The following is an 18240-nucleotide window of genomic DNA, read 5'->3' as shown; positions in this document are numbered from 1 at the left end:
TTTTTATTAAGAAAACGACACTATGAAAGCCTCTATTCTGACTAAGCTAGAAACGCTAGTAGAACGTTACGAAGAAGTTCAACATCTTCTTGGTGATCCTGATGTTATTGGAGATCAGGACAAATTCCGTGCTCTATCAAGAGAGTACTCTCAGCTAGAAGAAGTAACCAAGTGCTTCCAAGCTTATCAACAAGCGCAAGAAGATCTTGTCGCCGCTGAAGAGATGGCAAACGAAGACGACGAAGAAATGCGTGAAATGGCGCAAGAAGAAATCAAAGAAGCGAAAGCGACGATTGAGCGTCTTACTGATGAGCTACAGATTCTTCTTCTGCCAAAAGATCCGAACGATGATCGTAACTGTTTCCTAGAAATTCGCGCAGGTGCGGGTGGCGACGAAGCGGGTATTTTCGCGGGTGACTTATTCCGTATGTACAGCAAGTACGCAGAAAAGCGTGGCTGGCGCATCGAAGTGATGTCTTCAAACGAAGCTGAACACGGTGGTTACAAAGAGATGATCGCAAAAGTGAGCGGCGACGGTGCGTACGGCGTACTGAAGTTTGAGTCTGGCGGTCACCGTGTACAGCGTGTTCCTGCAACTGAATCCCAAGGCCGTGTGCATACTTCTGCATGTACCGTAGCGGTGATGGCGGAAATCCCAGAGGCGGATCTGCCAGAAATCAAAGCAGCAGACCTGAAAATCGATACGTTCCGTGCATCTGGCGCGGGTGGTCAGCACGTTAACACCACGGATTCTGCAATCCGTATTACCCACTTACCAACGGGTACGGTGGTAGAGTGTCAGGACGAGCGTTCACAGCACAAGAACAAAGCGAAAGCGATGGCGGTTCTTGCTGCTCGTATCGTTCAAGCGGAAGAAGAGCGTCGTGCCGCAGAAGTGTCTGATACACGTCGTAACCTTCTAGGTTCTGGTGACCGTAGTGACCGTATTCGTACATACAACTACCCACAAGGTCGTGTGTCTGATCACCGCATCAACCTGACCATCTACCGTTTGAACGAAGTGATGGAAGGTGACCTGCAGAGCTTGATTGATCCTGTGATTCAAGAGCACCAAGCAGACCAACTTGCGGCGCTCGCAGAGAACGGCTAATCGATGAGCCAAGTTCAATCGATTGAGCAAGCACTGAAAAGTGCGACGGCGAAACTGGCAGAAGGCGGCAAAGAGTCGCCTTCTCTCGATGCAGCTGTACTCCTCTGCCATGTCCTTGGCAAACCACGAACTTATCTACTGACCTGGCCAGAAAAAGCATTAGAAGCAGAGCAACAAGCGAAATTCGACGCTCTACTTGAACGACGTTTAGCTGGTGAACCCGTCGCTTATATTATTGGTGAGCGAGAGTTTTGGTCTCTACCGTTCAAAGTTTCTCCCTCTACCTTGATCCCAAGACCGGATACAGAACGTTTGGTCGAAGTTGCACTTGATAAGACCTATGAGCAAACAGGACCTATTTTAGATCTTGGAACGGGGACGGGGGCAATTGCTATCGCACTCGCATCTGAAATGCCAAAACGTCAAGTGATGGGCGTAGATCTCAAGCAAGAAGCGAAAGCACTTGCAGAGTATAATGCTGAGCAGCTAAACATCAAAAATGTGACCTTTGCTCAAGGCAGTTGGTTCGAGCCTATTACAGAAGGTACGAAGTTTGCTTTAATTGTCTCCAATCCGCCGTATATTGATGAAAAAGATCCACATTTATCCCAAGGTGATGTGCGCTTTGAGCCAAAATCTGCATTAGTTGCTAAGGAGAATGGTTTAGCCGATATCCGCCATATCTCGGATCTTGCTCGTCAGTATCTTGAAGTGGGCGGTTGGCTGGCATTCGAACATGGTTATGATCAGGGTGATGCCGTACGTGAGATAATGCGTGGTTTTGGTTACCAACAAGTTGCCACGGAAAAAGATTACGGCGGTAACGATCGAGTAACGCTCGGTTGTTTTGCCTGTTAATCACGGAAGTCAGCAAACACTAACTAAAAAGAGAAGAAAAATGTACGTAGCTCTAAAACACATACACTTAGTGACGATTGCGCTCAGCGCGACACTATTATCGATCCGATTCGTGTTAATGATGATGAACTCACCGAAGCGAAATAATCGCTTTTTGAAAGTGTTTCCCCACATCGTTGATACTGCATTGCTAGTGTCAGGTATCGCGCTTATTTTCATTACTGGTTTCATCCCGTTTACTGATGCCGCACCGTGGTTAACAAACAAAATCACCTGCGTACTGGCGTACATTGCACTCGGTTTCTTCTCGTTGAAGCTTGCGAAAAACAACCTACTGAAGATATTTGGCTTTTTCGGCGCATTAGGTTGGTTGGTCATGGCTGCAAACATTGCTGTGTCTAAGAGCCCTACGTTATTTGGATAAGACGTCATGTTAGAGTTTTTTGACGAAGATTTTGACAATATACCGTTGGTGGAAGGTGCGCTTGAGCTAAACAAAGCGATTAACCCTGAAACCAAAGTACATTGGGCGAAACAAGAGTTAGAGCGTCTTTACAAAGATGCGGAAGCCACGCTTGTTCATGAAACGGATGAAGAGCAGCGATTTGATGCATTCCTACGACTGTTTTTCCATGAGTGGGGATTCAAAGGCGACGAGCAGGAATACTTTATTTCGGACAACAGCTTTATCGATAAAGTGTTGGAGCGCCGAAAAGGTATTCCGGTTAGTTTAGGTTCGATTTTATTATATCTAGGCAAAAAGCTGGGTTTCCCGTTGAAGGGAGTCACTTTCCCTACTCAGTTTCTGCTAAAAGTCGATTGGATGCATAAAAAGCCAGACTACATTAACCCATTTAATGGTGAGTATGTGGGGGAAAGAATTCTCCAAGCTTGGCTTATTGGGCAAGAAGGACCGTTGGCTCAGTTAAAGCCAGAACACTTTGAAGAAGCTGACAATCCAACCATTATTGGTCGCTGGTTAGCGTTGATCAAAAGCGCGATGTTACGTGAAGAGCACTACACGCTGGCGTTGCGTTGTACGAACCTTGCGTTAACCTTTGTGCCAGATGACCCATACGAGATTCGTGACCGTGGTTTTATTTTCCAACAGCTAGAGTGCCCTCAAGTGGCGGTGTCAGATTTTCAGTACTTTATTGACCAATGCCCTGACGATCCGGCTTCTGAGCTACTAAAATCACAAGTTAATGTGATGAGTGAAACGCACGTCACACTTCACTAATTTTATCGATGTGCCGAACTGTGGCGTATCGTGGACAGAAAAAGAGAATCAAAATGGAACAGAAAATCGTTAATATCGGCGACATTCAGGTTGCTAACGACAAGCCATTCACCCTATTTGCAGGTATGAACGTTCTTGAGTCTCGTGATCTTGCGATGCAGATCTGTGAGCACTACGTAAAAGTAACGGAAAAACTTGGCATTCCTTACGTATTTAAGGCGTCGTTTGACAAAGCAAACCGCAGTTCTGTTCATTCATACCGTGGCCCAGGCCTTGAAGAAGGTATGAAAATCTTCCAAGAGCTAAAAGACACATTTGGTGTGAAGATCATCACTGACGTTCACACTGAAGCGCAAGCTCAACCTGTCGCTGACGTGGTAGACGTTATTCAGCTTCCTGCATTCCTAGCTCGTCAAACTGACCTTGTTGAAGCAATGGCAAAAACAGGTGCGGTTATCAACGTGAAGAAACCTCAATTTATGAGCCCAGGTCAAGTGGGTAACATCGTTGAGAAGTTCGCGGAATGCGGTAACGACAAGATCATCCTATGTGAGCGCGGCTCTTGCCACGGCTACGATAACCTAGTCGTAGACATGCTTGGCTTTGGTGTGATGAAAAATGCGTCGAAAGGCAGCCCAATCATCTTTGACGTGACGCACTCACTACAGATGCGTGACCCGTCAGGTGCGGCGTCTGGCGGTCGTCGTGAGCAGACAGTTGAACTTGCGAAAGCGGGTCTAGCAACAGGCATCGCAGGTCTATTTATCGAGGCGCATCCAAACCCAGACCAAGCACGCTGTGATGGCCCATCTGCACTGCCGCTAGACAAGTTAGAACCGTTCCTAGCGCAAATGAAATCTCTTGATGATCTGATCAAGAGCTTTGCAGATATCGATATCAAGTAAACGCCAGATGACTGGTGATCAAATGCAATAGCCAACCTCGTGTTGGCTATTTTTTTATCAGATGGCGCATCATTCTCAGCTTCTTGCTGTAAAGGCTCTAGGCCGCTGGGAATGTGCATCAGTGACTCCCAATAAGAAAAAAGGTAAATAAATGAAGCAGCGTCTGATTATTAAAACTGCGTTGAGTGCCGCTATTTTGGCCTCGTTAGCTGGGTGTGCTACGCAACCTGCACCAGAATGGAATGCCGATACAACCTATAAATTGACCGTGCTACACACTAACGATCATCACGGTCGTTTTTGGCAAAATCGATACGGCGAGTACGGTATGGCGGCACGTAAAACGTTAATAGATGATTTGCGTGAAGAAATACAAGCAGAGGGGGGCAGTGTGTTACTGCTTTCTGGTGGTGATATCAACACTGGAGTGCCTGAGTCTGATTTACAAGATGCCGAGCCAGATTTTAAAGGCATGAGCAAAATTGGTTACGATGCGATGGCGCTAGGTAATCACGAGTTTGATAATCCATTGGATGTGCTTTTCAAGCAGCAAGAATGGGCAAGTTTTCCGATGTTGTCTGCTAATATTTACGATAAAAATACTGGCAAGCGCCTATTCCAACCGTACGCGATGTTTAACAAACAGGGTATTAAGATTGCAGTAATTGGTCTTACAACCGAAGATACAGCGAAACTTGGCAACCCTGAATTCATTGAACAAATTGACTTCCGTGATCCAAAAGAAGAAGCCAAGAATCTAATTGCTGAGCTGAAAGACACGGAGTACCCAGACCTTATTTTTGCTGTCACACATATGGGACACTATGAGAATGGCAATAGAGGCATCAATGCACCTGGTGATGTAGCGTTAGCTCGTTATTTGAATGAAGGTGATCTGGATATGATTGTCGGTGGTCACTCACAAGAGCCGGTTTGCATGGAAGGTCCAAACGTCATCAAAAAGAGTTTTAAACCGGGTGATGAATGTCAGCCTGATCAACAAAATGGTGCTTATATTGTTCAGGCACATGAGTGGGGGAAATATGTGGGACGCGCCGATTACGAGTTTCGTAATGGTGAACTCTCGATGGTGAGCTACGATCTGATCCCAGTAAACTTGAAAAAGAAAATTAAAGTTGATGGTCAGTCGCAACGAGTTTTGATCCAAGAAGAGATTGAACAAGACGAAGCGATGCTTGAGTTTCTTCGTCCTTATCAAGAAAAAGGTCAGGGCAAGCTAAACGTGAAGATTGCAGAATCTAACGGTAAGCTTGAGGGTGACCGCAATGTGGTGCGTTACCAGCAAACTAACTTAGGTCGATTGATTGCAACGGCTCATATGGAACGTGCAAAAGCAGATTTCGCCGTAATGAATTCTGGCGGCGTTCGTGATTCGATTGCAGCAGGTGACATTACCTACAAAGATGTGCTGACTGTTCAGCCATTTGGCAATATGGTCTCTTACGTAGATATGACGGGCAAAGAAGTATTGGATTACCTAAATGTCGTTGCAACTAAGCCTGTCGACTCTGGAGCTTACGCGCAGTTTGCGGGTATTGCGATGAGTATCAATAATGGTGAGGTAACCAATGTGTTCATTGGGAATAAACAACTTCGCTTAGATGGTAATTACCGCTTTACCGTACCAAGCTATAATGCCGCTGGTGGTGATGGTTACCCTAAAATCGACGATCATCCAGGGTATGTAAATACAGGTTTTACCGATGCTGAGGTTTTGAAGGATTATTTAGAAACACACAGCCCTATTGATGTTAATGAGTATGCCCCTTCAGGTGAAATCACGTATTTAGTTGATACGGCGATTGATCAGTAACCCAACAAAGAAAAAGCGATTGACTCAAACTCGCTGATATCATTAACTAAAAGCGCAGAGCCGATTCAATCTGCGCTTTTTGTTTTTATGAGGAGAATCTTGATGACTCCGGCCATTAATCTTGCGAAAAAGAAAAAAATTCCACACACGATTCATCAGTATGAGCACGACCCTAGAGCCGATAGTTATGGCTTGGAGGCTGCTGAAGTACTGGGGCAGGATCCGAAAACAGTATTTAAAACCTTGCTGTTCTGCTTGAACGGCGAGCCAAAGAACCTTGCGGTTGCGATTATCCCTGTTGATCAAAAGCTGAACCTAAAACTGGCAGCGAAAGCAGCGAAGGGCAAAAAGGCCGATATGGCTGATCCGGAAATCGCGCAAAAGACCACAGGTTATGTTGTTGGTGGGATTAGCCCACTGGGGCAGAAGAAAGCCTTACCTACTTTTTTGCACGAAAGCGCAGCAGAGCAAGACACAATCTGTGTAAGCGCAGGGAAGAGAGGCTTAGAGATTGAACTCGCCCCGAAAGATTTGCTTGGATTAACTCGTGGTCAGTTTGCACCTCTTTGTTTGTAAACTCATGACAAATAAAAAGGACGCTCATGAGCGTCCTTTTTTGATCTTGCCTGTCAGAGAAGCGTTACTTACTTCTTCAGACTCAATGTACCACCGGTGCGTTTAGCTGGTTTGCTTGGCTTCGCGGCATTTGGGTTCATGTAATGCTGCTTAGGCTTACTCGGTGATTGAGGCTTGTTTGCTGAGTGCGTATTGCTCGATGCATCTGGTTTACGGTGTGATTTTCCATGCTCGCCTTGCGGTCTGCTACGTTCACCTTGTGGTTTCGCTTTGTAATGTTCTTTAGCTGGACGTCCGCCTTCATCGTCACGCTGACGACGCTTTTGTTGACCTTTTTTCGAGTTTGGAGCATGACGAAAATCGTCTGCGTTATTTCCGCGGTAGGTACGTGGCTTTTGATTTCGTCGAGATACCGAGTCTTGGTTTTCTTCACGGCTGTCATATAACTTCGCGTCGGTCGCTTTACGAATATTGCGGCCTTTTGAGTCAACACGAGATGCCTCTTCTGTACCCACCGAACCATCGCACATAGCAAGAATCTCAGCGACTTCATCGTCAGTTAAGTAACGCCATTTTCCGTTCGGAATACCGTCAAGAGAGATATTCATGATTCGAACACGACGAAGCTTAAAGACTTCGTAACCTAGTGCTTCACACATACGACGGATTTGGCGGTTAAGTCCTTGAGTGAGCACAATACGGAAAGAGAACTTAGTCTCTTTCGTTACCTTACAAGGTAGAGTGACGGTATCGAGAATCTTAACGCCGCTCGACATCTGTTTGAGAAACTCACCTGTAATCGGTTTGTCCACGCGCACAACGTACTCTTTTTCGTGGCTGTTGCCAGCACGGAGGATTTTGTTGACGATATCACCATCGTTGGTCAAAAAAATCAGACCATCAGAGGGTTTATCCAAGCGGCCGATCGGAAAGATACGTTTTTTGTGACCGATAAAATCAACGATGTTTCCAGGTACATCTCGTTCTGTTGTACAGGTGATGCCTGTTGGTTTATTGAGAGCGATATAAATCGGCTTCTCTTTTGCTGCAACTGGCTTACCATCCACACAAACATCATCACCAGGTAGCACTTTTGTTCCCATTTCAGGCTTGTTTCCATTAATGGTGACACGACCTTGTTCAATCAGTCTGTCTGCCTCACGGCGTGAACAAAAACCTGTTTCACTGATGAATTTATTTAATCGTTTAGCGTTGTCTTGTGACATTTTTGTCTCCTAACGTTTCACAACGGCGAATGAAGTTTCCTTCCCGTGAAAGGGAAGGAAGAATAAGGGCGGGCATTCTAGCATTAGGGTGAAATTTAGCCCAACCGTTTTTGGTGACGTTCGCGAGTTTCTAATTTCTTTTCCGCACTTTTTCTAAGTAGAACGTAAACGGCTCCGGTCCCACCGTGAAAGCGTTGCGCACTATGCACGCACTGAACTTCTCTGATTTGTTGTAGCCAGTTGCTAACAAAGCTTTTCATTAGTGCTGGTGGATTTGAGCGTTCTCCTCGGCCGTGGACAATAACGACCGTTCGTATGTCCATTGATAGGCACTGTTTTAAAAACTTTACGACTTCATCACGAGCTTCTTTCAATGTTTTACGATGCAGATCTAGGCGTGCTTGGATTGGATATTTGCCAAGACGAAGTTTGCGGTAAACCCCGTCTTGTACGCCATCACGTTTAAACTCAACAAAGTCCTCTGGTTTCAGCATTTCTGCGTGATCAAGTGACAGGTATTCTGGGTCATCTTCTGTTAGCCAGATTGCCGCTTCTCTCTTGGCGAGCTGCGCTTCGGTTACTTGGTGTACTTTTTTGTGTTCGGCGGTGTCTTGAGTGATCGGCTTTACATCGCCCATCATCTGTTGGAACAGATCAAAATCGTCATCGTGAGACATAGTAGTAATCTCATTAAGAACAGGGAGGAATAATAGGATTATATCAATGAGTGGTGCATTGAGATCAAATAAAAAACCGGAGTAGGCAAGTAACCGACTCCGGTGCAAAGCGTTTCTAGAGCTAAGCGAGATCTAGTGAGGAGATTTGTCGTTCATGATCTTGTATATGAAGAAACCGCCGTAAAATAACATCAGACCAATTGCCCCAAAGATTACTATCATTGACGATAGACCCACTGCATTACCAAATAGGAGATCAAGCCAAAAGTCCATACGTTTCCTCCAAGATGTTCCCGACAGGCATAAAACTAAATGGCAGTGCCTTGTTGCACACTGATCTGGATCAATTATGTTGCTAAGGTTAATAAACTGTATTTTGTTGTGAGTTATCAGTCACATTTTACGTGCTAGTGTTCAGTTATTCATCAAACGAATTAAGACCTAAGGTTTTTTTGTAAAAAGCACTTGCGTCACAGTTCAGAATCCGTAATATACGCATTCGTTGACGGGGACAAGTCCTAAGTCAAGCATCTCGGTGAATAGCGCAGTTTGGTAGCGCATCTGGTTTGGGACCAGAGGGTCGGGGGTTCGAATCCCTCTTCACCGACCATATTGAGAAAAAGGCTCTACAGAAATGTAGGGCCTTTTCATTTTTTAGAGCGAGTAAATTTATTACTTGATGTCACACGAGATAGTGCTGATAGGAGTTTCAGAAGTTGTGAAGCAAACATAAGCGGTCTTTGGATGGTTTGGACCAACTTTGATGTAACCTGCTTTTAGTTCGTCTTCATCAAACGTGACAGAGTGAGATTTGCTCGAGCTTCCATCAAAGTAAACAGCTTCAAAGCCTTGATTCATCATATGTGCGACGCGATTTCGGGTATGGTTAGTGGAAAAAGTGATGTTCGCACAACGCATCATTGGTTTTTCGGTAATAAGAAACTGGCCACTCTCTTTATCTAATAGCCCGCCTTTTGCTTCCGGGGTTATATCAATAGCTTGAAAATTTTCTACGTTACATGACGGTTTAGCATAAGCAAGCGATGAAGTGAGCATCATACTGCTCACGCATAGGAATAAAGCTTTAAATTTCATATGAGTTATTATGTATCCACATAGGTTAAAGTCGTTTTAGCAGAGAGAGTAAACCATTGTCAGTGATCGTGTTAGCGTGATGCCTGGCTATTCATCATTGATGAGGCCGGCTGTCTTCAGATAAGTTTCTAAATATGGCACCTAGCTTGGCGGGTTTTACCGAGTGGTTTTATGTCAAAGCCCCTTTTTTTAAGCAGCTCAATCAGATTATCTTTACCAACTAAATGCAAACTGCCGACAACAACGGTATAGCGACCCGAACGTTGAGGTAGGACACTGCCAGTATCAAGTTTTTTTGCCCAATCTCGATTGCGCTCATATAAGAAAGCCTGATTAAAATCTTCTGTTGCTTGATCGGTTAATGATGCCTCGACCAACATACTACCATCACCGCTCTTCCAGCTTTCTATCAAACACTGAACCAATTCTTCCCCACCGTCATATTCTTCAATTGACGAGAGGAGCATCTCTTTACCGCCTTCTGATTGACCTGCTATTAAATCAATTTGGAATTGCACGGACTCCAGTGGAATGACCGGGATTTGTTTTTTATCAGCGAGTCCTATTAAGTGCATGTCGACCCCTTTATCAGAGACATACCCCAGTTTGTTGACTAAAGCGAGTTGGATGGTTAATGCAGCCGTCCATGGTGGAGAATTCAAAAGTTGAGTTTCTGGCAACCCTAAATCTTGTGCTATCTCGACTAAGTGGCGACGTTGAGCCTTGTCTAAAACATCTTTAGAAAGAATGGTTGTTTGTGGGTAAACCAAGCCTTCAGAGTTTCTGACATCAGCTTCGATAATCAATCCAGCGCTTTGGCTTAAGTGCTGAGTAATAGTTTTAGGGAGCGGGTACATCGTTTTATCGCCCACATGCACAGAGCCAATGATCATCAGCTCGGTTTCCCCTTTTTTTGCTAACCAATGTTGCGGTTCTGCATAAGAGGAAAAGGGAGTAAAGGCAACAAGTAGGGATGATATGAGTGTCAAGAGACGAAACATAGAATGGTCCTCAGGTAAGTACCTTTAAACTTTATACGCAAAAATGCTTGAGGTTAAGTGCAATTTCTCTAGTGGGGATATTCGACAAAATCGTCATTTCTAAAAATATTGACGAGTTTTGACGACGAATAAATGAGAGTCACTTCACGAAAGATAAATAGGTCATTCGCTTACTAATGGTTCACAAAATAATTAGGCGTGATCCAAATCTTACAAAATCAGTCGTAACTCATGAATATGAGTGACCTAGATCGCAGCAAACTCGTCAAAACAAGTTGTTCGATTTTGACGTGGCTTGTAACTTCATGAAAGTTAAGTTTTTATGGTTTTTGCTGAGTATCATTTTTTGAACTAGATCACTTCCTATTTCTATTTATTTTACGCTTAGAAATAACTGGTTGTATGTTGAATGCAACTGTTAGGCCCCTCGTATTTGAGGAGCCGCGATTTTTATCATTGTCGTTTTGAACCACTGACTTTTTTGGGGAAGTAAGATGTTTAAACCTAGTCTGATTGCTGTTTCTGTTATCACCACATTAGCAGGTTGCTCTGCTCTGCAAAGCTCTGAGCAACAAGTTGTAAATTCACTGGCTAATAGCCTTGATATTCAATACCAAGTGTTGACTAACCACGGTGCAAACGAAGGTCTTGCTTGTCAGGATTTAGGGGCTGAGTGGGCTTCTTGTAACAAGGTGAACATGACGCTAGTTAACCAAGGTGAAGCGGTTAACTCTAAAGATTGGGCTATCTACTTCCACAGCATTCGTTTGATTCTGGATGTTGAAAACGAACAGTTTAAAATCTCTCGCGTAACGGGTGATCTACACAAACTAGAACCGACAGATAAGTTTGATGGTTTTGCTGCGGGTGAAGAGGTTGTGCTTCCTCTTGTTGCTGAATACTGGCAGCTATTTGAAACTGACTTCATGCCAGGCGCTTTCGTGGCTGCACCAAACGCGGAACCTAAGATGATCGCTTCTCTTAACACAGAAGACGTTGCGTCTTTCGTTACTGGCCTTGAGGGTAACAACCTAAAACGTACGCCAGATGACAACAACGTATTTGCAAACGCTGTGTCTCGCTTCGAGAAGAACGAAGACCTAGCAAAACAAGATGTATCAACCACGTTACTACCCACGCCAATGTCTGTTGAAGCAGGCAAAGGTACAGTAGATATCGCGGCGGGTATTGCGCTGCCTAAAGACGCATTCGATGCGACTCAATTCGCAGCAATTCAAGATCGCGCAGAAGTGGTAGGTGTGGATGTTCGTGGTGATCTTCCTGTAAGCATCACTGTTGTTCCTGCAGACTTCACCGGTGAATTAGCAAAATCTGGTGCTTACGAGATGAGCATCAAAGGCGATGGTATTGCGATTAAAGCGTTTGACCAAGCAGGTGCTTTCTACGCAGTACAATCTATCTTTGGCCTGGTAGATAGCCAAAATGCTGATTCTCTACCACAACTGTCTATCCAAGATGCACCGCGCTTTGATTACCGTGGTGTGATGGTGGATGTGGCTCGTAACTTCCACTCTAAAGACGCCATTCTTGCAACGCTAGACCAAATGGCAGCGTACAAGATGAACAAACTTCACCTTCACCTAACCGATGATGAAGGCTGGCGTTTGGAAATCCCAGGCCTACCTGAGTTGACAGAGGTTGGCGCTAATCGTTGTTTCGATACACAAGAGAAAAGCTGCATACTGCCTCAGCTTGGTTCCGGTCCAACGACAGACAACTTTGGCTCTGGCTACTTCAGTAAAACAGACTACGTGGAAATCTTGAAATACGCGAAAGCGCGTAACATTGAAGTCATTCCCGAAATCGATATGCCAGCTCACGCGCGTGCAGCAGTAGTATCAATGGAAGCTCGTTACGACCGCCTAATGGAAGAAGGTAAGGAAGCTGAAGCGAACGAATACCGTCTGATGGATCCTCAAGATACATCAAACGTAACGACGGTTCAGTTCTACAATAAGCAAAGCTTCATCAACCCATGTATGGAATCTTCAACTCGCTTTGTTGATAAGGTGATTTCAGAAGTGGCAGCAATGCACCAAGAAGCTGGCGCACCGCTAACGACATGGCACTTTGGTGGCGATGAAGCGAAGAACATCAAGCTAGGTGCTGGTTTCCAAGACGTTAACGCAGAAGACAAAGTAAGCTGGAAAGGCACGATTGACCTGTCGAAACAAGACAAGCCATTCGCGCAATCTCCACAATGTCAGGCGTTAATCGCAGACGGCACAGTGAGCGATTTTGCTCACCTACCGAGTCATTTTGCACAAGAAGTATCAAAATTAGTTGCTGAGAAAGGCATTCCAAACTTCCAAGCATGGCAAGATGGTTTGAAATACAGCGAAGGTGAGAAAGCATTCGCAACAGAAAATACGCGTGTTAACTTCTGGGACGTTCTTTACTGGGGTGGTACATCATCAGTGTACGAGTGGTCTGAGAAAGGTTACGACGTGATCGTTTCTAACCCTGACTATGTGTACATGGACATGCCATACGAAGTTGATCCGAAAGAGCGTGGTTACTACTGGGCAACACGTGCAACCGATACGCGTAAGATGTTTGGCTTTGCACCAGAGAACATGCCTCAGAACGCAGAAACCTCTGTAGACCGCGATGGTAACGGCTTCACTGGTAAAGGTGAAATCGAAGCGAAACCTTTCTACGGTCTATCAGCACAGCTTTGGTCTGAGACAGTACGTAACGACGAGCAATACGAGTACATGGTATTCCCTCGCGTACTAGCAGCCGCTGAGCGTGCATGGCACCGTGCTGATTGGGAAAACGACTACAAAGTGGGTGTTGAATACTCGCAAAACTCTAACCTAGTAGACAAAGCCGCGCTAAACCAAGACTACAACCGCTTTGCGAACGTACTTGGCCAACGTGAACTGGCTAAGCTAGAAAAATCTGGTATCGACTACCGCCTTCCAATTCCTGGTGCGAAAGTAGAAAACGGCAAGCTAGCTATGAACGTTCAGTTCCCTGGCGTTGAACTGCAATACTCGTTAGACGGTCAAAATTGGCTGACTTACACAGAAAATGCTCGTCCAAGTGTAACTGGTGAAGTGTTTATCCGCTCTGTATCGGCGACAGGGGAAAGATCAAGCCGCGTAACTAGTGTGAAATAACCTTAATCTTCTCAGCTAAATTTAAGCAAACCCTCAATGTCATGTTGAGGGTTTCTTTATTTTTAGGGGAAATTAAGTGTGACCAATGTCTAATTATTTTTCATTGATAAATAAGTTTTAGCTTGTAATGGTCAGGGTTGTTGTGAACTGGATCGACTTAATCTGCTAAATATCAATAAATTACCTGTTTATGATCACACTTCTATTTTTTGAATCATTGTAGAAAAATACGGTAAGTGCCTGTATTTACCATACTTTTATCAGGGTTGTTGAGCGTCGGTTTGAACAAGATCACTTTTTAAAATGTTTTATTTTCCATCGCGAATTAATTGGAACAATATTGCGATCGCCAAGGAGGCACATTCCAAAGTTTGCGATAAAAGGGAAGAGAAGCCCTTTAAAACCGTCGCATAACGTGAATAAATAAAGGCAGTAATTATGAAAAACATTTTTGCACTGAGTGCTCTTTCTCTCGCTTTCGCTTCTAGCGCTTTTGCTGGTTCTTCTTACGTAACGGGTAACGTTCAATTCCACGATGATGGTCGAATCCATGGTTCGGACGTTACGTCTACACTGGAAGCTGGTCATACTTTTGATAACCAATTCGGCGGCTTTACGGTTTACACCGAATTTGATGGTATTCAGTTGGGTAAACTGGAAACAGAAAACGGTGGCGCGGGTAACACAACACCAGCAATCACTGTGGGTGGTGAGCAGTCATTTAACATTACCGATCATTTATGGGTTGCAGCGGGTTACCAACACTTGTTCTCTGCTGGCGAGAACGTACAGTACCGTCCATTGGTTAAGATCGGTTACAACTTCGATAACGGTATCTCGCTAAGTAACCGTACTCGTGCGCATATTGATGCGACAGACGCAGATGCGGATACAGACTACCGCATGGATAACCGTATTGGTTACGTGATGAATGAAGATGTGACGCTAAGCTACAACAACGTCTACATGATTGAAGCGGAAACGATGGACCACGAGCTTCGCGCAACGTGGACACGTAAAGGTGTTCAGCCTTACTTTGAGTTCCGTAGCCAAGCACACGGTGCAGAAAACGCAAGTGGTGATAGCCTAGTTAACAATGCGTTTGTATTTGGTGCCTCTTACGGCTTCTAATCTTATATTTGTCCATTAAGAAAAAGCCCAGCAATTGATTTGCTGGGCTTTCTTGTTATTTGTCGTTGCCTTCGTGGTGGCTATATTCGAACACTTGGCCTTTTTCGTTAAAGGCGTAAACAGTGTAGCTGTCTTTTTTATCGCCATACTCCATACCAGGGGAACCCATTGGCATGCCCGGTACCGAGAGCCCTTTTGCGTTACGTGGTGGATTTTCTAAGAATGCTTTAATGTCTTCGGCTGGAATGTGACCTTCGAACACATAGCCGTTGATTTCTGCTGTGTGGCAAGAGTAAAGCTGTTCGTTCTTGATGCCTAGATCGCGTTTTATGGCGTTCATGTCATCGTGCAATTTCTCTTCGACCGTAAATCCGTTCTCTTCCATGTGTTTTGTCCATTCACCACAGCAGCCGCAGTATGGCGATTTGTGGTTAATGACATCAGCTGCCAATACGTTGGCGGATGCGGTCGCAAGCATTGCAAAGGTCAATAATTTCAACTTCATAATAGCCTCAAATATAAGTGGTTATTTTACTGAAAAAAGTCGTAGTCGATTTGCATTACTAACGACAGTAATAGATGACAGCGCCATTGCCGCACCTGCGACAACTGGGCTGAGCAAAAATCCAAATGCAGGATAAAGTACGCCTGCGGCAACAGGGATCCCCAGTGAGTTATAAACGAAGGCTCCAAATAGGTTTTGCTTCATGTTTTTAAGTGTAGCGCGCGACAGTTCAATCGCATGTACCACCGCCATTGGTGACGTGTTAAGGATGGTCATTTGCGAACTTTCAATGGCGACATCACTGCCGCTACCCATTGCAATACCAAGGTTGGCTAACGCGAGAGCAGGGGCGTCGTTAATGCCATCCCCCACCATTGCCACAACATGGCCTTGGGATTGAAGTTGCTCAATGTGCTGAGCTTTCTCATCTGGCATTACTTGAGCGATTACTTCATCAATACCAAGTTCTTGACCGATAGCGTTGGCTACGTGTTGGTTGTCACCCGTCAGCATTACCGTGTTGATGCCTTGCGATTTTAATGCAGAGAGCGCGTGTTTTGCATCCGATTTGATTGGGTCAGCAATGGCGATCAGGCCGACTAACTCACCATCGAGCGCAACGGCAACCGGAGTCCATGCATTCTGAGCGCATTCGTCAATTGCATCCTGAAGAGCCTCTGTTGCAACGTTTTCCGCTTGCATAAATTGAAGCGAGCCAATAAGCAGCGGTTTACCTTGATACGTTGCCAAAATGCCGCGTCCGCGAACGTTTTCAAATTTATCGAGAGTCACTTCTTGCGTGTCGTGCTGATTAGCAAAGTCGCATACCGCTTTTGCTAGTGGGTGCTCTGACTGACGCTCGGCGGCGTACGCTAACCCCAACAGCTCTTCTTGGCTGGTGGTGTGAGTAAACACTTGCTGCACACTCGGTTTACCTTGGGTAAGCGTGCCTGTTTTATCGAACACAACCGTATCTATTTTACTCGCTAGCTGCAGGGCATCAGCATCTTTGATCAAAATGCCGAGTTCTGCGGCTTTACCCACTCCCACCGTGACAGAAAGTGGGGTTGCTAAGCCTAGAGCACAAGGGCAGGCGATGATAAGTACGGTTGTGGTGACCACCAGCATATAGCTCGCTTTTGGCTCTGGGCCAACGGCAAACCAAACAAGCGCGGCCAGTATTGCTATGCCTACAACGACAGGGACAAACACCGATGAAATCTGGTCTGCCAATTTCGCGATGGCGGGCTTGCTGCTCTGAGCGCTGCGCACCATACGAATAATACGTGCGAGCATCGTATTTGCGCCGATTCCGGTAGCCTCTATAGTGAGAGAGCCGTCGGTATTCAATGTCCCTGCGGATACATGTGCCTCTTGTGCTTTTAATACAGGAACGGGTTCACCTGTTAGCATGGATTCATCGATATACGATTCACCATTGATTACCGTACCGTCGACGGGCACTTTCTCTCCCGGCTTGATACGTAACTTCATTCCTAAAGTGATTTCTTCTACCGCGATTTGTTTATCACCTTTCTCAGTGATGACGGTCGCTTGTTGAGGCTGTAAGTTCACCAAAGCCTGAAGCGAGCGAGTTGTATTTGCTTTCGCTTTGGCTTCTATATAGTGGCCAAGTGAAATCAAACCAATGATCATCGCGCTGGCTTCGAAGTAAACATGACGAGATGCCATTGGGAACCAATCTGGGAAAATTACCACAAGCATAGAATAGAACCACGCTGCGCCAGTACCGAGCGCAACTAAGGTATCCATCGTGGCGCGCTTGTGAGTGGCCGCTAACCAAGCGTTACTAAAGAACAGTTTTCCGGCAGTGGCAAGCAGCAGCAAACACACAATACCGATCGCGCCCCAAACCAATTGGTCATTGGTGTTGCGAATCATCATGTTGCCACCAGCAACACCCCAAATCATCAAAGGGGCACCCACAACAAGGCCGGCAATTGCATCCAACTTAAAGCGTTTTTGCTGTTGACGTTGTTGCTGCGCTTGCTTTTCTTGCTGTGTCGCGGCGTCTTGTAAAACCTCGCCTTGGTAACCCGCTTGTTTGACAGATTGCAAAATAGATTGATGTAACGAATCTGAGTCTTCAGTCACAAACACCAGTGCGCTTTGTTCTGCGAGGTTTACCTGAGCTTTTTCAACCCCTTGTACATTAGTCAGGGCTTTTTCTACTGATGCGACACAGCTTGCACAGGTCATACCTTGAATCAACATCTGTAGTTGAGCCGTGCCTGCTGGTTGCTCGTCAGGCGCTGCTTGGTTGCCTTTTTCGCTTTGATATGTCTGGCTTTGGCGTTGATCGGGAGTGATTGCCTTGTGCTCTTCAGCAACTGAGTTATCAGTAACAGCGCTATTGTTGGCCGTATAGCCCAAGCTGGCAACTAGCTCAATGACTTGTTGCTCGGAGAGTAGGGTACGAATCTCTAAGTGCGTTGTTGAAGCCTCGAAAGAAATAACGTCTTGATGAGAGTCTAATAAAGACGAGAGTTTTTTCACGCAGCCGCCACAGCTTAAGCCTGAAAGGTTTAACTCGTACTGATTTCCTGCTTGGTAACCAAGAGATTCAATTGATGAAACAAGCTCTTTAAGCGAGGACTCGGTTTTGACCTCTACTTGCGTTGGGGACAAAGTGAGGATCTCTACATCGTGATTCGCATGTAAAGCCTTCTCAACTTTTCTCGCACAGCCCATGCAGTTGAGCCCTGATAAAGGTATAACAAACTGATACATAATCTGCACCTCAATAATAGTGATACATTGAGCTTAAACCTTCCTGCAAGGGTAAGGTCAATACCCGTTTTTTGCTCTCAACAATTTCGTCAAAATCGCTTGAATTACACAAGTTCACTGCCATTTTACTTGCGAGTGATCTCAAGGTTTTTTCTCTCTGAATATAAAGTTCCGTTAAAACACC

16 protein-coding genes and 1 tRNA gene are annotated in these 18240 nt (G+C 45.3%); 10 read left to right on the top strand and 7 right to left on the bottom strand.

The features are described from left to right. Window positions 1–22 precede the first annotated feature (22 nt). The 7 genes from prfA (at window position 23) to ybaK (ending at window position 6524) form a co-directional block, all read left to right on the top strand. Window positions 23–1111: a peptide chain release factor 1 gene (prfA, locus tag B7360_RS05955; protein WP_006743330.1), complete on the top strand. Its 1089-nt coding sequence runs from the start codon at window positions 23–25 to the stop codon at window positions 1109–1111. Window positions 1112–1114: 3 nt separating this feature from the next. Next, window positions 1115–1969: a peptide chain release factor N(5)-glutamine methyltransferase gene (prmC, locus tag B7360_RS05950; protein WP_085342953.1), complete on the top strand. Its 855-nt coding sequence runs from the start codon at window positions 1115–1117 to the stop codon at window positions 1967–1969. Between the two features lie 40 nt (window positions 1970–2009). Continuing rightward, window positions 2010–2393 (top strand): SirB2 family protein, encoded by a 384-nt coding sequence (locus B7360_RS05945; RefSeq protein WP_005382225.1) that lies wholly within the window; start codon window positions 2010–2012, stop codon window positions 2391–2393. A gap of 6 nt (window positions 2394–2399) precedes the next feature. After that, complete coding sequence (locus B7360_RS05940) at window positions 2400–3209, top strand: SirB1 family protein (protein ID WP_005384098.1); 810 nt, start codon at window positions 2400–2402, stop codon at window positions 3207–3209. 53 nt (window positions 3210–3262) lie between these two features. Beyond that, entirely contained in the window at window positions 3263–4114 is an 852-nt protein-coding gene (gene kdsA, locus B7360_RS05935; protein ID WP_005384095.1) for a 3-deoxy-8-phosphooctulonate synthase, read from the top strand. Window positions 4115–4265: 151 nt separating this feature from the next. Further along, entirely contained in the window at window positions 4266–5948 is a 1683-nt protein-coding gene (ushA, locus tag B7360_RS05930; protein ID WP_085342952.1) for a bifunctional UDP-sugar hydrolase/5'-nucleotidase UshA, read from the top strand. A gap of 102 nt (window positions 5949–6050) precedes the next feature. Next, entirely contained in the window at window positions 6051–6524 is a 474-nt protein-coding gene (gene ybaK, locus B7360_RS05925; RefSeq protein WP_085342950.1) for a Cys-tRNA(Pro) deacylase, read from the top strand. Between the two features lie 68 nt (window positions 6525–6592). On the opposite strand, the gene rluF is transcribed toward ybaK, so the two are convergent. From rluF to B7360_RS05910, 3 genes are all read right to left on the bottom strand, one after another. Further along, window positions 6593–7750, bottom strand: coding sequence for a 23S rRNA pseudouridine(2604) synthase RluF (gene rluF / locus B7360_RS05920; protein ID WP_006743334.1), 1158 nt, complete (start codon window positions 7748–7750; stop codon window positions 6593–6595). Between the two features lie 95 nt (window positions 7751–7845). After that, on the bottom strand, window positions 7846–8427 hold the full coding sequence (gene smrA / locus B7360_RS05915) for a DNA endonuclease SmrA (protein ID WP_085342948.1): 582 nt from the start codon (window positions 8425–8427) through the stop codon (window positions 7846–7848). A gap of 132 nt (window positions 8428–8559) precedes the next feature. Further along, window positions 8560–8700, bottom strand: coding sequence for a DUF3149 domain-containing protein (locus tag B7360_RS05910; RefSeq protein WP_005382236.1), 141 nt, complete (start codon window positions 8698–8700; stop codon window positions 8560–8562). A gap of 260 nt (window positions 8701–8960) precedes the next feature. Here B7360_RS05910 and B7360_RS05905 point away from each other — a divergent pair. Further along, a tRNA-Pro gene (locus tag B7360_RS05905) sits at window positions 8961–9037 on the top strand. A 62-nt stretch (window positions 9038–9099) separates the two neighbouring features. Here B7360_RS05905 and B7360_RS05900 read toward each other — a convergent pair. Both B7360_RS05900 and B7360_RS05895 read right to left on the bottom strand, forming a co-directional pair. Beyond that, on the bottom strand, window positions 9100–9522 hold the full coding sequence (locus B7360_RS05900) for a hypothetical protein (protein WP_046874287.1): 423 nt from the start codon (window positions 9520–9522) through the stop codon (window positions 9100–9102). Between the two features lie 128 nt (window positions 9523–9650). After that, window positions 9651–10523 carry a TraB/GumN family protein gene (locus B7360_RS05895; RefSeq protein ID WP_085342946.1) on the bottom strand — a complete coding sequence of 291 codons (873 nt, stop codon included), beginning with the start codon at window positions 10521–10523 and terminating at the stop codon, window positions 9651–9653. Window positions 10524–11017: 494 nt separating this feature from the next. On the opposite strand from B7360_RS05895, the gene B7360_RS05890 reads away from it, so the two are divergent. After that, window positions 11018–13669 (top strand): beta-N-acetylhexosaminidase, encoded by a 2652-nt coding sequence (locus B7360_RS05890; protein WP_085342945.1) that lies wholly within the window; start codon window positions 11018–11020, stop codon window positions 13667–13669. Between the two features lie 438 nt (window positions 13670–14107). Then, a complete protein-coding gene (locus B7360_RS05885; RefSeq protein WP_005382004.1) occupies window positions 14108–14800 on the top strand; it encodes an oligogalacturonate-specific porin KdgM family protein in 693 nt (230 codons plus the stop codon). A 55-nt stretch (window positions 14801–14855) separates the two neighbouring features. Here B7360_RS05885 and B7360_RS05880 read toward each other — a convergent pair whose 3' ends face one another. After that, the gene (locus B7360_RS05880; RefSeq protein ID WP_012842060.1) at window positions 14856–15305 is read right to left on the bottom strand and encodes a DUF411 domain-containing protein; all 450 of its coding nucleotides are present in this window, start codon (window positions 15303–15305) and stop codon (window positions 14856–14858) included. 21 nt (window positions 15306–15326) lie between these two features. Next, entirely contained in the window at window positions 15327–18056 is a 2730-nt protein-coding gene (locus tag B7360_RS05875; RefSeq protein ID WP_085342943.1) for a heavy metal translocating P-type ATPase, read from the bottom strand. Window positions 18057–18240 lie beyond the last annotated feature (184 nt).

It is taken from the genome of Vibrio sp. ArtGut-C1, from assembly GCF_002105475.1.
In the GTDB taxonomy this organism is placed as follows: domain Bacteria; phylum Pseudomonadota; class Gammaproteobacteria; order Enterobacterales; family Vibrionaceae; genus Vibrio; species Vibrio diabolicus.
Note: the sequence above shows the minus strand (reverse complement) of the source record. Positions and strands in the feature narration are given on the sequence as shown.

Coding starts and splice junctions, on each gene's coding strand:
- prfA (WP_006743330.1), top strand. CDS start 23: ATGAAAGCCTCTATTCTGACTAAGCTAGAAACGCTAGTAGAACGTTAC.
- prmC (WP_085342953.1), top strand. CDS start 1,115: ATGAGCCAAGTTCAATCGATTGAGCAAGCACTGAAAAGTGCGACGGCG.
- B7360_RS05945 (WP_005382225.1), top strand. CDS start 2,010: ATGTACGTAGCTCTAAAACACATACACTTAGTGACGATTGCGCTCAGC.
- B7360_RS05940 (WP_005384098.1), top strand. CDS start 2,400: ATGTTAGAGTTTTTTGACGAAGATTTTGACAATATACCGTTGGTGGAA.
- kdsA (WP_005384095.1), top strand. CDS start 3,263: ATGGAACAGAAAATCGTTAATATCGGCGACATTCAGGTTGCTAACGAC.
- ushA (WP_085342952.1), top strand. CDS start 4,266: ATGAAGCAGCGTCTGATTATTAAAACTGCGTTGAGTGCCGCTATTTTG.
- ybaK (WP_085342950.1), top strand. CDS start 6,051: ATGACTCCGGCCATTAATCTTGCGAAAAAGAAAAAAATTCCACACACG.
- rluF (WP_006743334.1), bottom strand. CDS start 7,750: ATGTCACAAGACAACGCTAAACGATTAAATAAATTCATCAGTGAAACA.
- smrA (WP_085342948.1), bottom strand. CDS start 8,427: ATGTCTCACGATGACGATTTTGATCTGTTCCAACAGATGATGGGCGAT.
- B7360_RS05910 (WP_005382236.1), bottom strand. CDS start 8,700: ATGGACTTTTGGCTTGATCTCCTATTTGGTAATGCAGTGGGTCTATCG.
- B7360_RS05900 (WP_046874287.1), bottom strand. CDS start 9,522: ATGAAATTTAAAGCTTTATTCCTATGCGTGAGCAGTATGATGCTCACT.
- B7360_RS05895 (WP_085342946.1), bottom strand. CDS start 10,523: ATGTTTCGTCTCTTGACACTCATATCATCCCTACTTGTTGCCTTTACT.
- B7360_RS05890 (WP_085342945.1), top strand. CDS start 11,018: ATGTTTAAACCTAGTCTGATTGCTGTTTCTGTTATCACCACATTAGCA.
- B7360_RS05885 (WP_005382004.1), top strand. CDS start 14,108: ATGAAAAACATTTTTGCACTGAGTGCTCTTTCTCTCGCTTTCGCTTCT.
- B7360_RS05880 (WP_012842060.1), bottom strand. CDS start 15,305: ATGAAGTTGAAATTATTGACCTTTGCAATGCTTGCGACCGCATCCGCC.
- B7360_RS05875 (WP_085342943.1), bottom strand. CDS start 18,056: ATGTATCAGTTTGTTATACCTTTATCAGGGCTCAACTGCATGGGCTGT.